Source organism: Mycobacterium kyogaense, from assembly GCF_036946525.1.
Taxonomy (GTDB): domain Bacteria; phylum Actinomycetota; class Actinomycetes; order Mycobacteriales; family Mycobacteriaceae; genus Mycobacterium; species Mycobacterium kyogaense_A.
In genome coordinates this window covers 1-13,778 of record NZ_JAQIIY010000005.1, presented here as the reverse complement: position 1 = coordinate 13,778, position 13,778 = coordinate 1, and the positions used below count along the sequence as shown (strand labels likewise).

Sequence of the window (13,778 nt, the reverse complement as noted above, 5' to 3'; positions counted from 1 at the left end):
GGGACAGATCTTCCGCAACATCGTGCTGCCCGGCATCGGGGTCGCGGCCACCGTGTTGCTGTGGCTCTATCTGTCGCCCGAGTCCACCCGGTACGGAATCATCTGGTTCGCCATCGGAATCGTTGTGCTGCTGTGGCTTACGCGATTATTCCGCCGCCCGCTGTCGGTCAACATGGGAGAGGCGATTCCCGACGCCGACGAACTCGACACGCCCCCGAAGACGGCGACCTAGACTGGCGGCGCATGGCCTTAACAGCCCGATCTCGAGGAGCAAACTGTCGATGAGCACGTCTATGTACGCAGTGGTCGACCCGTCCACCGGCGAGTTGGTCAAGGAATACCCGACGGCCACCGACGAGCAGATCGAGCAGGCGATCGCCGCGGCGGATGCGGCGCACCGCGAGTGGTCGCGCACCTCGTCGGTCGCTGACCGGGCGGCCCTCATCCGTCGGGTGGGCGAGCTGCACGAGGAGCGCAAAGAGGAGTTGGCCCGCATCATCCAGCGCGAGATGGGCAAGCCGCTGGACCAGTCGGTCGGCGAGGTGGAGTTCAGCGCGGCGATCTACACCTACTACGCGGACAACGCCGAGAAGTTCCTCGCCGACGAGCCGATCGATCTCCTCGACGGCGAGGGGTCGGCGCTGATCCGCCGCAGCTCGGTGGGTGTGCTGCTGGGCATCATGCCGTGGAACTACCCGTACTACCAGGTGGCCCGTTTCGCCGGCCCCAACCTGACGATCGGCAACACCATCGTGCTCAAGCACGCGCCGCAGTGTCCGGAATCGGCCGAGGCTCTGCAGAAGATCTTCACCGACGCCGGCTTCCCCGAGGGCGCCTACGTCAACGTCTACGCCACCAACGAGCAGATCGCCGAGGCGATCGCCGACCCCCGGGTGCAGGGAGTGTCGCTGACGGGATCGGAGCGGGCCGGCGCTGCCGTGGCCGAGATCGCGGGCCGCAACTTGAAGAAGGTCGTGCTCGAACTGGGTGGTTCCGACCCGTTCATCGTGCTGTCGACCGATGATCTGGAGGCCACCGTGGAGGCCGCGGTCGACGGGCGCTTCGAGAACACCGGTCAGGCCTGCAACGCGGCCAAGCGCATCATCGTCGCCGAGAACGTCTATGACGAGTTCCTCGGCAAGTTCACCGAGAAGGTGCTGAGCAAGGCCGACGGCCTGGCACCGCTGTCGTCCGTCGCGGCCGCCGAACGCCTGGAAGATCAGGTGAAGCGTGCCGTCGACGCGGGCGCCAACCTGACGAGCCAAGGTGAGCGCAAGGGCGCCCACTTCCCGCCGGGGGTGCTCACCGACATGCCGCGCGACTATCGCGAGGAGCTCTTCGGACCCGTCGCATCGGTGTACAAGGTCGCCGACGAGCAGGAGGCGGTCGAGCTGGCCAACGACACCCCGTTCGGGCTCGGCTCCTACGTCTTCACCACCGACGGCGAACAGGCCAAGCGGGTGGCCGACAAGATCGAGGCCGGCATGGTGTTCGTCAACGCTGTCGGCGCCGAAGGCGTCGAGCTGCCCTTCGGCGGCGTGAAGCGCTCGGGTTTCGGTCGGGAACTGGGCCGCTTCGGCATGGACGAGTTCGTCAACAAGAAGCTCATTCGCATCGTCGACTGAGGCGCGATCGGATGACGGCGATCAGATGACGAAACCGCCGTCGACGTTCCACGTCACCCCAGTGACGTAGCCGGCTTCTGGCGACGCCAGATATGCGACCGCACTGGCGATGTCGGCGGGCTGGCCGTACCGGCCGACGGCGATCAGCGGACGCACGTACTCGGAGAAGTCGCCGCCCTCTTCCGGGTTCATGTCGGTGTTCACCGGGCCGGGCTGGATGGTGTTGACGGTGATTCCGCGCGGAGCGAGTTCGCGCACCAGCCCGCGGGTGAACCCGGCGACGGCGGCCTTGGTCAGGGCGTAACCCGACAGGCCGGCCATCGGTGCGCGGTCGGCGTTGACGCTGCCGATCGTGATGATGCGACCGCCCTGCCCGAGGTGCGGGACAGCGGCCTTGGTGGCTGCGAAGACGCCGCGCACGTTGATCGCGATCAGACGGTCGAAGTCGTCGAGGGAGAACTCCTCGATGGGCGCGCCGTACGCGATACCGGCGTTGTTTACAAGGATGTCGAGACCGCCGAGCGCTGTGGCTGCCGCCTGCACGACGTCGGTGACCGCTGCGGCGTCGGCGCTGTCGGCCTGCAGTGCGACCACCGTGGCGCCGGCTGCGGTCAGTTCGTCGACCAGGCTCTGCGCGGGTGCCGGCGACGATTGGTAGGTGAACGCCACCGCGGCACCGTCGGCAACGAGCCGACGCACGACCCCTGCCCCGATACCTCTCGAACCGCCGGTGACCAGGGCACGTTTTCCAGACAGAGGACTCGTCATCGCATTCTCTTTCGTCGTCGGCCGAATCGTTCGGCCTCACGCCCAAGCACAAGCGACCGCGCAGCGGAAAGATTCCTCGTTCACCGAAAGCCCCCTATATGACGAAATCCTCAGAAATGAGGTAGGGCTGCTATCCTGCGGCGGTGGACGTGCCTGAGAGCGACGGTGCCGAGCAGCCCGTCAATCGGCTCCAGCGGCGCAAGATGCGCACTCGGGCAGCCCTGGTGCGTGCAGCGCAGGGGTTCATCGCCGAAGGCAAGCTCGCCGTGCCGATCCTGGAGATCACACAGGCCGCCGACGTCGGAATGGGGTCGTTCTACAACCACTTCGAGAGCAAGGAGCAGCTCTTCGAGGCGGCCCTGACCGACGCTCTCGATCAGATGGGCGCGCTCCTCGACGTCTACACCGACTCGATCACCGACCCGGCGGAAGCCTTCATCACGCGGTTTCGGCTCGCCGGCAGGCTGTTTCGGTATCGACGCCAGGAGGCTGCGCTACTGCTGGCCAACGCCGGCTCGCTGATCTTCTCCGAACACGGTCTTTCGCCGCGCGCGCATCGCGACATCACCGCGGCCATCGACGCCGGCCGTTTCGTGGTCGCCGATCCCGACACCGGCCTGGCCCTGGCCGGCGGCGCGTTGATCGGGTTGGCCACTCTGCTGCGAGAAAAGCCCGATCGCGACGCCGACGCCACGGTCGACGAGATCGCCGGGAGCCTGTTGCGCACGTTCGGGATCCCGGTCAAGCAGGCCGCGACTCTGTGCGCGCTTCCACTGCCCGACATGTCGGCGCTGGCGGATTCGCCGGCCGACTGGCCCGCGCCCATGCCGCGCCCGAACTGAGCCCTCTCGCTCAGACGGTCCCCGCGGCGAGATGCGCTGTGGCGTCGATGCGTAACCTACCGTCGGTGCCCGCGCGCCGTTGGGCGGCGGCAAGCAGCGCGGGCGTGAGAAGCTCACGTTCCTCGGCCGTCAGCGCCAGATACGGGGGCATGAAGCCGAACGTCTCGTCCAGCTCGTCGAGGAACTGCGATACCGCCGGACCGTCCCAGACGATCTGCACCGGCGCCACCGTGACGTCGCGAAATCCTGCGACCGTCATACACTCCTGCAGCACATCGGGTTTCGCGGCGAGCATGACCCCCTCCGGCACCGGGATCGGTTCCCGGTCCGGGAACACCTCGGCCATCGCGTCGACCAGCACGGCCACAGCTGCCACCGTCCGCGGGTCCTCCCAACTGCTGATGCAACCGCGGCCGCCGACCCGAGTCACGCGCGTCAACTCCCGCAGGCCGGCCCGCCAGTCGGGCAGGTTGATGACCCCGAACATCGAGAAGGCGACGTCGAAGGTGTCGTCGTCGAAGTCGAGCGCCTGCGCATCCATGACCGTCGCCGAGCATCCGGGGAAGGGAGCCAGCCGTTGCCCCGCCCGCTCCACCATCGGTGCGGCGAAGTCGGTGGCCACCACGCGGGCACCGAGACCGGCGGCGGCCACGCTCAACCCCCCGGGACCACAGGCGACGTCGAGTACGTGAGTACCGGATGAGATGCCGCCGACCATCTCGAAGGCGAGTGGAATGCATTGTGCGGTCAGCGGTTCGCCGTTGCGTTCGTACAGCGCCACGTCGATGGGAGGAACCATGCGTACAGCCTGACGAGCACACGAGCCTTTGACAATAAGTCTTGCCGTTCAGGCAAAGCTGGCTACCAGGCTGGCGCGCGGCCTATGGTGCAAGCGTGACGGAATCCGCGGTGGTCAAGCCGACGCCCTCAGAGCTGATGGAAGACGCTGGGACCGGGCTCGACTATGGAACCAGCCCGACAGAGATGCTCGGCGACATCACACCCAACGACCGGTTCTTCATCCGCAGCCATGCTCCGTCGCCCCGCATCGACGTGGACACCTGGGCGCTTCGCATCGAAGGCTACGCCGTGCGAAGGACGCGGGAGTACTCGCTGGCCCAGTTACGCAACGACTTTCCACTCGTTTCGATGGTCCGGACGTTGGAGTGCGCGGGCAATCGGCGCACCTTGTTCGGAGAGGAGGTGGGGCACACCTTCGAGGGCACGCAATGGGGGCGGGGGGCGATCAGCACCGCGGAGTGGACCGGGGTGCGGCTCCGCGAACTGCTGACAGCGGCAGACATCACCGATGACGCTCTCGAAGTGATGCCGGAGTCCCTCGATCAGATCCGGGCCCGAAGGCCGCTGCCGCTGGCCAAGGCTCTCGCCGACGACACGATCGTCGCGCTCGCCATGAACGGCGAATCTCTTCCCGTGGACCACGGATTCCCCGCGCGGCTGGTGGTGTCCGGCTGGCTGGGAGCGGCGAGCATCAAGTGGCTGGGTCGCATCGAGGTCAACACGCAACATCTCTACACGCCCTGGAACACCGAGGATTACGTCGTGATCGGCCCGGGTCAGCCCGCTGAGGGCCCAGCTCGCGGCCCGGCCATCACCGAACCGGCTCTGTCCAGCCTCGTCGAGCTCCCATGGCCGGCGGCGCTGTCGGCTGGGCCGCAGCTGATCCGGGGTCGCGCCTTCGCCGGCGAAGGATCGATCACGCGGGTCGAGTACCAGATCGACGACGGTCCCTGGCTACCGGCCACCATCACCTCGCCTGGCTCAGCGGGGGTATGGGCACGGTGGGGATTCCGCTGGGATGCGACTCCTGGGGACCACGTCCTACGTGTTCGAGCCACCGATGACCGCGGCAGGACTCAGCCGGAGCGCACCGCGTGGAACGAGCTCGGATATCTGCACGAGTCGATCCTGGCTCACCCGGTGACCGTCAGTTCCCCCTAGGGTCGTCCATGTGCAGCTGAGCGCGAGGATGCCGGATCTCACGTCGTTGGAGGTCCTTCTCGCGATCGCGCGCACCGGCAGCCTCAGTGGCGCGGGACGGGAGTGCGGGCTGACCCAGCAGGCCGTGTCCGCGCGCATCGCCGCCCTGGAGCGCCAGACCGGTGTGCGTCTGGTAACCCGCAACAAGACCGGGTCTCGCCTGACCGCGGCCGGTGCGGTCGCCGCGCAGTGGGCCGATCGCCTGCTCACCGTGGCGCACGAAGTAGACGCCGGCCTGGCCACATTGCGTGACGACACCAAGACCCGGTTGCGCATCACCGCGAGCCTGACCGTCGCCGAGCAGCTCCTCCCCCGCTGGTTGGTGAGCTGGCGGGAGACCGTCACCCGCCAGCGTGCGACACCGCCGGACGTCATCCTGACCGCAGCCAACAGCGAGCAGGTGATCGCGGCACTCCGCGATGGCCGCGCCGATCTGGGCTTCGTCGAGAGCCCCGGCGTACCGCGACCGCTGCGCAGCAGCACGGTCGCCCACGACGAGCTGGTGGTCGTGGTGCCTTCCACGCACAGGTGGGCGCGTCGACCACAGCCGATCTCCGCCGAGGAACTCGCCGCAGCCGCGCTGGTGACTCGCGAGAAGGGCTCGGGCACAAGAGAATTCCTCACCACCGCGCTCCGAAGTGTCACCGACGCCGAACAGGTTGCGCCCCGCGCTCGAGCTGTCCAGCGCCGCAGCGGTCCGCGCCGCGGTGCTCGCGGATGCGGGACCGGCCGTCCTGAGTGGGTTGGCTGTCGCCGACGATCTCGAACTCGGGCGTCTGCATGCCGTCGAGGTGGCTGGCCTCGACCTTCGCCGCGCCCTGCGCGCCGTCTGGGTGGGCGCCGGCACTCCCCCCCGCGGGCGCCGCACGTGACCTGCTGAGCCACATCGCCGCCACTCGACGCCATCGACGCGAGTGATCATGTCACAAACATCGCTTGTGTCCCAGTGACTGTCGGTGAGGTACTGCAGCTCCTAGCGTGACAATCATGCAGCAATCCACGCTCACCCTTCCCGAAACGATCGACCTGGTGGAGCCGACGCCTCGGCGGCTCCACCACGTCGGACCCAACTGGTTCGCCTCGGTGATGGGAACCGGGATCGTCGCCACCGCCGCCGCCAGCCTGCCGATTCAGGTGCCGGGGCTGCGCGGATTCGCCCAGGTGGTCTGGGTCCTTGCCGCAGCGCTGCTCGCGGTGCTGGTTCTGCTCGTCGGCTCGTTCTGGGTGAGACATCCCGCCGTCGCCCGCGGCCATGCCCGCAACGCGTCGATGGCACATTTCTACGGCGCCGCCCCGATGGCGCTTCTCACCGTCGGCGCCGGTGCCCTGCTGGTCGGCGGCGACCTCATCGGCGCGGACGTCGCTCTGCGCCTGGATTGGACGCTGTGGATCCTCGGCACGGCGGGCGGGCTCGTCACCGCGGCCACCATTCCGTTCATGATGGTCACCCAGCACGACGTCGGCCCGGATGCCGCTTTCGGCGGCTGGCTGATGCCGGTGGTGCCGCCGATGGTGTCGGCCGCGACGGGGGCCCTGCTCATCCCGCACATCGCCAGCGAGACGGGTCGCGCCACGATGCTCTACGCCTGCTTCGCCATGTTCGGCCTGTCGATGATCGCCGCATTGATCATCACCACGATGATCTGGAGCAGGCTCGTCCATTACGGCACGTCCGGCACCGCGCGGGTCGCCACGCTGTGGATCGTGCTCGGGCCACTGGGTCAGTCCGTCACCGCGGCGGGACTTCTGGGTAGCAGCGCTGCAACAGCTATCGATCCCCAGATCGCTGGCGGCCTCCAGATCTTCGCCGTGCTCTTCGGCGTTCCCGTGTGGGGTTTCGCGGTCCTGTGGATCGTGCTGGCGACATCGCTCACCGTGCGAACCCTGCGCCGCGGCATGCCGTTTGCGTTGACGTGGTGGAGCCTGACCTTCCCGGTCGGCACCTTCGTCACCGGTACTACGCAGCTGGCTCTGCACACCGGGCTACCGGCTCTGCGCATCGCCGCGGCGATCAGCTACGTGTGCTTGCTCGCAACCTGGTGCCTGGTGGCGACACGGACCGTGCACGGCAGCGTCCGCGGCGAGCTCCTCGGCCCCCGCTGAACCCTCATCCGAGCCCCCCGCGGGATAGCCTTCCGGGCTGCTCCCGGGCCGATATCGCGACCGTGGCTGCTATCCCGATGCGAGTACCCCCGCAGGTAGCCTGCACGGATGCCGTCGACGCCTCTCCCCGTGGTGCTGGCCACGCTCGCGCTCCGGCGTGGACTCAAGCGATTCGCCGACAGATTGGTGCCGCCCCAGTTCGCGATGCTCGATGTCGGGGAAGGGCTTGCAGGCGTACAGATCGCGGCGACCATCGCAGAACTCGGGAATCGCCGACGTACTTGCCGACGGGCCGATGACCGCACAGCAGATCGCCGCTCGCGTCGATGGCGATGCTGACACCGTGCATCGTCTGCTGCGTGGTGCGGTCGCGTGCGGTCTGTGCACCCTGGATCGCCGAACGGGGGCAGCGACGTTGACCCGCATGGGTGCGGTGCTGAGCAGCGACCATCCCGCCTCACTGCGCGCCTGGATGCGCTACAAGGGGATGCGGTCGACCGTCGACGCGTGGGGTGGTCTCGCCGAGAGCGTGCGCAGCGGCCGCAGCGCGTTCGAGATCGTGCACGGCATGTCGGTGTGGGACTGGTACGACGCCCATCCGGATGAGCAGCAGGTCTTCGCCGCGACCATGCGCCAGGCAACGAGCATGATCGCCCGCGGGATCGCGCGGGTCTACCCGTGGCCTGACGGTGCGGTGGTATGCGACGTGGCCGGCGGAATCGGCACCCTGCTATCGGTCATCGTGACCGAGCGCGAGGATCTGCGGGGCATCCTGGTTGACAGTGCCGCGATGATCGCCGAGGCAGATCGCTTTTCTCGCCGAACGGGGCGTCGCGGACCGGATCGACCGTGTCGAGGGGGACATCTTCGGTTCCATCGAGGCCACCGCCGACGTCTACATCCTCAAAGACGTTCTCCACGACTGGGATGACGAGCGCTGCGCCAAGGTCTTCGCGACCGTGGCGGCGAGTATGCCCGTCGGCGCCACACTTCTCGTCGTCGAATATCTCCAGCCGCCCCATCGACCGAATCCGTTCTCACCTCTGCTCGATCTGCACACCCTCACCCAACGCGACGGCGGAAAGCTGCGCTCCACAGCGGAATTCGAGGAGCTACTCGCCGGCGCCGGGTTGCGGCCCACCGGACGGACCTTCTCGGTCGTGCCGCACGACATCATCGAGGCCGCGAAAGTCGCGGGATAGCAACCGCTGCAGATGTATTGACGCCAGACTACGGCCGGTAACCCGCAGCAGAGTTCCGGAGCTGCCAGATCTGTGCGGGGCACAGGATGCCGACGGCATAAGACACCACGTAGTTTGCGGCCTGTTCGTCGTTGGGGAACACGTCTCTCTTCGTGTCGGCCATCAGCTGGGCGTACGGCGCGCCCTTGGCGAGTTTGTCGCAGATGCCCCAGCCATAACCCAGGGCATCGTTGTTGGGGAAGTCGAAATGACGGCGCACCACGACGTTGTACGTGTACTCCACCTCCGGCGCAGGCACTGCTGACGCCACCGGGATTGCCGAGACAGCGCCTGCCGCAAGCATCGTCGCGATCAGTGCTGCCCTTCTCCGGACTACTGTCGACGGCATCAGATGCACCCACTCACACAGGGATCAGCGGGTGGCGCGGTGTCCGGCAAAAGCGCGCTCGACGTCTGGTTCGTCGTGAGATCGACATCGCCGTCGAGATCTGGCGCCATCGGCACGAACTGACAGAAGAACGACACGGCGAGAGTGCAGGGATTGTCGGCGGGCTGAGCAACCGCGGGAGCTGACGATGCCACGGCGATTCCCAGGGCGCATAGCCCCACTCGCAGCCCTCTCCACAGCGCGCGTGCCGTGCTCTTCTGCCGCATGTCCGGTGTCACACGGTCGCGGCGAGTCGGTCTTCGGCCTCGAGGGTGCGTAATGCCTTGAAGGCATACGGCGTCAGCACCACGATGAGGACGAAGAACATCACGAACACCGCCCAGAAGTTCAGCACGCCGTGCCATGCGAAAGGTCCTGTGCGAACGAAGGGAACGAGGCTCAGCGGAATGTACACCGCGGCAGTGAGGAAGCAGACGTAGCCGGTCCAGCGCGGGAAGAGGGGCGTCGTGCGCTTGTCGAGCAGGATCGCCAGGCCGAGTGCACAACTCTGCAGGAACGAGAACATGAACGTGAGATCGAAGAAGAACCATCCGAAGTCGTAGAGCATCTGCACCATCTCCGGTGATCTCACCTCGGTGCGGAACACCGCCGTCTGCCAGATGATGGCAGGGACCGCAGTCACCACGCCGGTCATTAAGCCGCCGATGACCTCGGTCATGGACAGCGGTCCCATCCGGCCTTCCATGCGCCCGATGATCTTCGAGAGCGCGATGCTCCAGGTGTAGTAGCAGGGCGCCCCGACGACCATGAGGACCATGCCGATCCTGATCCCGGTTTCATGGCTGCGGAAGTACTCCGCGATTCCGGCGGCGTCGAGATCCTGGCTGGGTGGTGGCCAGAACCCCGCGAAGACGGCGAAGCCGAGAAGTCCCAGCCCCGCGTACACGCAGACCGTCCACAGGGCGACGCGGAGTAGTCGGTAATCCAGGGACAGTCGAGAGGTGGAGGCAACATCCTGCCGCCCGGCCGTGATCGTCATCGCATCTCCTCGATCGTCGGAACTCGTCACGATCCTGGTCCCATGATTAATCGAATCTAGACTAAAAACAATCCCTGGGTCATGCTTTTCATGATTGCGGTCGCCTGGACTGGACACCTCGAGGAGCACAGCACGTGACAACCGATCGGCGCATGTGGCAGGAACCCGAGCTCGTCGTGCAGTGGCTGCGGGCGCACGGTCAGAACGTCAGCCCGCCTGTCTCGATCACTCGCGTGGGCTTCGGACAGTCGAACATCACCACGCTGATCACCGACAGCGCGTCCGGCGAGTGGGTCATGCGCGAGCCTCCTCCCGGCCGCGCCGCAGCGACCGCGCACGACATCGAGCGCGAAGCGCAGATCCTGCGCGGCCTGGCCGCCAGCTCCATCCCGGTGCCTGTCGTCGTCGGCACCGGCACGGGTCCTGACGGGTGCCCGTTCGTGGTCATGGAGAAGGTGCCCGGAGCTGCGCTGGAGGACGAAGCAGACGCGCTCGAGCTGATACCTGATCAGCGTCACGCACTCGGTGTGTCGGTGGCCGAGACTCTCGGCCGGCTGCACCGGCTCGACCCGTCTTCGCTGGGCCTGACCCCATCGCGCACCCCGTATCTGGTTCGCCAGATCCGGCGTATCACCGAGGCCTGGGATCGCTACGCCGACGGGAGCGCGCTGGACTCCGACTGGGCGGCTGTGCGCTCGACCCTCGTCACACGTCTGCCCCCGCAACCGCAGCCGGTCATCATGCACGGCGACTACCGCCTGTCCAATCTGCTCGTCGAGGCCGGTGCGATCTCAGCAGTCTTGGACTGGGAGCTGTGCACGATCGGTGACCCGATGGCCGATGTCGCTTGGCTGCTTGACGATTGGCGCTCACCCCAGGAGCAGCGCATCGTGATGCCCAGCCCGACTCGGGCAGGCGGCTTCCCGTCCCGCGACGAGATGATCGAGGTCTACCGGGACGCGTCGGGTATCGATCCGATCGCACTGGGGGTGTACCGCGCGTTCACGCAATGGCGAGCCGCAGGTCTACTCCGCGGAGTTCTCCAACGCCGGCGCGCGGGTGTGATGGGCTCTCACGGCGCAGTCGATCCCGAAGAGCTCGAATCGACGATCGAATCGCTGCTGTCTTCCGCGCAGGAGCACCTCGTCGGCGCGGGATGATTCAGGACGGATCGACGACGAGACCGTGCCGGATCATGGACTGCGCATTGGCGACCACCGCCTCCACGGAACCGCGGCGCGGGTTCCACCATTCCACCGCCCAGTTCAGTGCGCCCAGGATCAACATCTGAGCGATGTAGAGATCCAGCTCCGGCCGCAGCAGCCCCTCGCGCGCGACGTCGTTGACGAGCCGGCGCCAGATCTCTCCGTAGCGTTCCTCTTCGAGAATCTGCCGCCGCCTGATGGACTGCGGAACCTGCCCTGCGTTTCGGATGGACGCCGTCGTGTAGTCGGAGATCTCGAGCTCGTGGCGCAGGTGGGCTTCCGCGGCGATCAGCAGACGGTCCAGCGCGGGCGTGCCGTCGGGGACCTCGTCGAGGGCGGACGTCACGTGCACCCGCATGTCGGCGATGCCGGACCACATCACCTCTTCGATGAGGTCTTCCCCGTGACGGGAAGTAGTAGTAGATCGCCGGGGCCTGCAGCTCGGCGGCAGCAGCGACGTCGGTGAGGCGGAGGCCTGCATACCCATGCTCGGAGAGGACGCGCGCGGCTGCATCGAGAATGCGCGACCGCGTCAATGCGGACTTCGATGCCGAAGCCTCGCCCTGCTGATCCGCAGTCGACGCCATGCGGGCATTCTGCCTGGCCATTGGTCGATGATACGACGCGCAGGGCGCGTAGAGCCCCGTCATGGTGTGATGAGCGCGCATCGCAGCGATTTAACTCTGTTTAGAAAACTCTTGACCGCAGCGGTGCGATTGCGCAGTCTGTTGGGGTGACATCGACGGCGACCGCGCGTGATCGGTCAGTACGCCACCGCACCGTTCTCTGCGCCGTTCTGGCCAGTGCAGTGGTGGCGGTCGCGACTTCCGCTCCAGCACAGGCAGATAACCGGCGCTTGAACCAGAGCGTGATTGCCAATGTCTACACGGTCCAGCATCAGGCCGGCTGCACCAACAACGTGATCCGCAACCCCCAGCTGCAACTCGCCGCCGAGTGGCACGCCAACGACGTGCTGAACAATCGCGCACTGGACGGAGACCTCGGCTCTGACGGCTCCACCCCGCAGTCCCGTGCCGAGGCCGCGGGCTATCGGGGCACTGTGCAGCAGACCGTGGCGATCAACCCGGCGCTCGCGATCAGCGGAATCGAGATCATCCAGCAGTGGTACTACAACCCCGTGTCGCTGGCCGTCATGCAGAACTGCGCGAACACACAGATGGGCGTCTGGTCACTGAACAGCCTGGACCGCTCCGTTGTCGTCGCCGTGTACGGTCACCCCGCCTCGTGACCGCCCGTCCGCAGCGTCGAGCCCGTTCGATCGCGATGACACCGGCGGAACTCGACGCATTCCTGGCCGAGCAGCGGACCTGCCGCGTCGGGACCGTGAGTCCGGGCGGACAGCCGCACGTCACAACCGCTGTGGTTCGTCTGGGACGGCACGGATCTGTGGCTCTACTCGCTGGTCAAGAGTCAGCGGTGGGCAGATGCCATCCGTGAGCCCCGCATCGCGGTCTCCGTCGACGCTGGCGAAACCTACGGAGAGCTGCGCGGCGTCGAAATACTGGGTGCTGCAACAGTTGTGGGTGATGCACCACGAACAGGGGGTTGTGACGAGTCACTCGCCGAACCCGAACGCCTCTTCGCGCGCAAGTACTTCGACGGGGCGGAGTTCACCGACGACGGCCGCCACGGATGGCTGCGGGTGAGGCCCAGCAAGATCACCAGTTGGGACTTCCGCAAGCGGGGGCAGTCGCCGCACTCATAGGGCTGCGGGTCGCGACGCCAGCAGACGCTGCGCAGCGCGTTCGCCGCTGACGACGGCGGTTTCCACTCCGAGGTGGGCCAGATAGTCCCCGGCGATCCCGATTCTGGGGGGAAGCGAGTCGCGCACCCTCTTCATCGCGCGGTAGTGACCCGGGAGGTGACACGGCCAGCGCGCGGTCTATCGAGAAGACCTCCGCGACGGTATCAGGTAGGTCGCATCCGTAGATGTCGGAGACATGCTGCAGTGCAACGTTTATCAGCTCGTCATCGCTGAGGGTGCGCGTCGCCTCACTGGAGAAGTAGGAATCGGTCATCCGGGCGCCAGCCGGCACCAGACGCGACGTCCGTGACGTCTTCATGATGGTGCCCAGCAACGGCCGGGGACCTGTCCCCACCGGAAGCAGCATCTCGAATTCGTTGTCCGGCAGAGGATCTTCTGCCCACCGCAGGTTCACGTGGGCCATCGAGGCATACGGCGCGGACCTCAATGCCTTCACGGACTGCTCGTCGAGATTCGGTGCGAGGATCGTGGCGGCGCTGACCGAGTCCGTCGCGACGACGATTCCCTCCGCGGTCAGGACTTCGCCGTCGGAGGTCCTGACCTCGACCTTGTCGGTGCGGGCGTCGACGGCCTCGACCTCAGTCTGCAGCTCGACTTTGACGTCCCTGGTCAGCGCGACGCACAGCTCTCCCATCCCGTCCCGCGGCAGGAAGAACTTGGCACGGTGGGCGCGCTTCATGATGCCCTGCAGGTAGGGCACCGACAGGTCCCGGCAGTCGGTGCCGAAGGACGGTTCGATCAACGGTCGGACGAAACACTCGAAGAGTGTGTCGCCCAGCCGGCGCCGGGCCCAGGTCTCCATGTCCTCGCCACGGTCGA

The 13,778-nt window shown here is 66.7% G+C and carries 13 protein-coding genes and 3 pseudogenes; 10 read left to right on the top strand and 6 right to left on the bottom strand.

What is annotated here, in order from left to right; genetic code table 11:
• A pseudogene (locus PGN37_RS02095) lies at nt 1-232 on the top strand (hypothetical protein); the annotation flags it as partial.
• 49 nt (nt 233-281) lie between these two features.
• Entirely contained in the window at nt 282-1,625 is a 1,344-nt protein-coding gene (locus PGN37_RS02090; RefSeq protein WP_335329371.1) for an NAD-dependent succinate-semialdehyde dehydrogenase, read from the top strand.
• A gap of 21 nt (nt 1,626-1,646) precedes the next feature.
• Here the strand turns inward: PGN37_RS02090 and PGN37_RS02085 are convergent, their stop codons facing one another.
• A complete protein-coding gene (locus PGN37_RS02085; RefSeq protein WP_335329370.1) occupies nt 1,647-2,393 on the bottom strand; it encodes a 3-oxoacyl-ACP reductase family protein in 747 nt (248 codons plus the stop codon).
• 143 nt (nt 2,394-2,536) lie between these two features.
• Here PGN37_RS02085 and PGN37_RS02080 point away from each other — a divergent pair, with 143 nt between their 5' ends.
• Entirely contained in the window at nt 2,537-3,235 is a 699-nt protein-coding gene (locus tag PGN37_RS02080) for a TetR/AcrR family transcriptional regulator (protein ID WP_335329369.1), read from the top strand.
• Between the two features lie 10 nt (nt 3,236-3,245).
• On the opposite strand, the gene PGN37_RS02075 is transcribed toward PGN37_RS02080, so the two are convergent.
• Nucleotides 3,246-4,034: a class I SAM-dependent methyltransferase gene (locus tag PGN37_RS02075; protein ID WP_335329368.1), complete on the bottom strand. Its 789-nt coding sequence runs from the start codon at nt 4,032-4,034 to the stop codon at nt 3,246-3,248.
• A gap of 95 nt (nt 4,035-4,129) precedes the next feature.
• Here PGN37_RS02075 and PGN37_RS02070 point away from each other — a divergent pair, with 95 nt between their 5' ends.
• From PGN37_RS02070 to PGN37_RS02050, 5 genes and pseudogenes are all read left to right on the top strand, one after another.
• A complete protein-coding gene (locus tag PGN37_RS02070) occupies nt 4,130-5,197 on the top strand; it encodes a sulfite oxidase (protein WP_335329367.1) in 1,068 nt (355 codons plus the stop codon).
• Nucleotides 5,198-5,207: 10 nt separating this feature from the next.
• Nucleotides 5,208-6,154, top strand: a pseudogene (locus tag PGN37_RS02065) (LysR family transcriptional regulator).
• Nucleotides 6,155-6,223: 69 nt separating this feature from the next.
• On the top strand, nt 6,224-7,339 hold the full coding sequence (locus PGN37_RS02060) for a TDT family transporter (protein ID WP_335329366.1): 1,116 nt from the start codon (nt 6,224-6,226) through the stop codon (nt 7,337-7,339).
• Between the two features lie 211 nt (nt 7,340-7,550).
• The gene (locus PGN37_RS02055) at nt 7,551-8,270 is read left to right on the top strand and encodes a methyltransferase (protein ID WP_442932827.1); all 720 of its coding nucleotides are present in this window, start codon (nt 7,551-7,553) and stop codon (nt 8,268-8,270) included.
• Nucleotides 8,182-8,541: a methyltransferase gene (locus PGN37_RS02050; protein WP_335329374.1), complete on the top strand. Its 360-nt coding sequence runs from the start codon at nt 8,182-8,184 to the stop codon at nt 8,539-8,541. Before PGN37_RS02055 ends, PGN37_RS02050 begins: the two co-directional genes overlap by 89 nt.
• Nucleotides 8,542-8,569: 28 nt before the next feature.
• On the opposite strand, the gene PGN37_RS02045 is transcribed toward PGN37_RS02050, so the two are convergent.
• Nucleotides 8,570-8,929, bottom strand: coding sequence for a DUF732 domain-containing protein (locus PGN37_RS02045; RefSeq protein WP_442932825.1), 360 nt, complete (start codon nt 8,927-8,929; stop codon nt 8,570-8,572).
• A gap of 274 nt (nt 8,930-9,203) precedes the next feature.
• Nucleotides 9,204-9,968 carry a hypothetical protein gene (locus PGN37_RS02040; protein WP_335329364.1) on the bottom strand — a complete coding sequence of 255 codons (765 nt, stop codon included), beginning with the start codon at nt 9,966-9,968 and terminating at the stop codon, nt 9,204-9,206.
• Nucleotides 9,969-10,102: 134 nt separating this feature from the next.
• Here PGN37_RS02040 and PGN37_RS02035 point away from each other — a divergent pair, with 134 nt between their 5' ends.
• Nucleotides 10,103-11,128, top strand: a complete 1,026-nt coding sequence (locus PGN37_RS02035; protein WP_335329363.1) for a phosphotransferase family protein — start codon at nt 10,103-10,105, stop codon at nt 11,126-11,128.
• 1 nt (nt 11,129) lies between these two features.
• Here the strand turns inward: PGN37_RS02035 and PGN37_RS02030 are convergent.
• Nucleotides 11,130-11,781: pseudogene (locus PGN37_RS02030) on the bottom strand (TetR/AcrR family transcriptional regulator).
• Between the two features lie 188 nt (nt 11,782-11,969).
• On the opposite strand from PGN37_RS02030, the gene PGN37_RS02025 reads away from it, so the two are divergent.
• The gene (locus PGN37_RS02025) at nt 11,970-12,422 is read left to right on the top strand and encodes a CAP domain-containing protein (RefSeq protein WP_335329372.1); all 453 of its coding nucleotides are present in this window, start codon (nt 11,970-11,972) and stop codon (nt 12,420-12,422) included.
• Nucleotides 12,423-12,852: 430 nt separating this feature from the next.
• On the opposite strand, the gene PGN37_RS02020 is transcribed toward PGN37_RS02025, so the two are convergent.
• Nucleotides 12,853-13,778 (bottom strand): protoporphyrinogen/coproporphyrinogen oxidase (locus PGN37_RS02020; protein ID WP_335329362.1); only part of this gene is annotated, 926 nt, incomplete at its 5' end.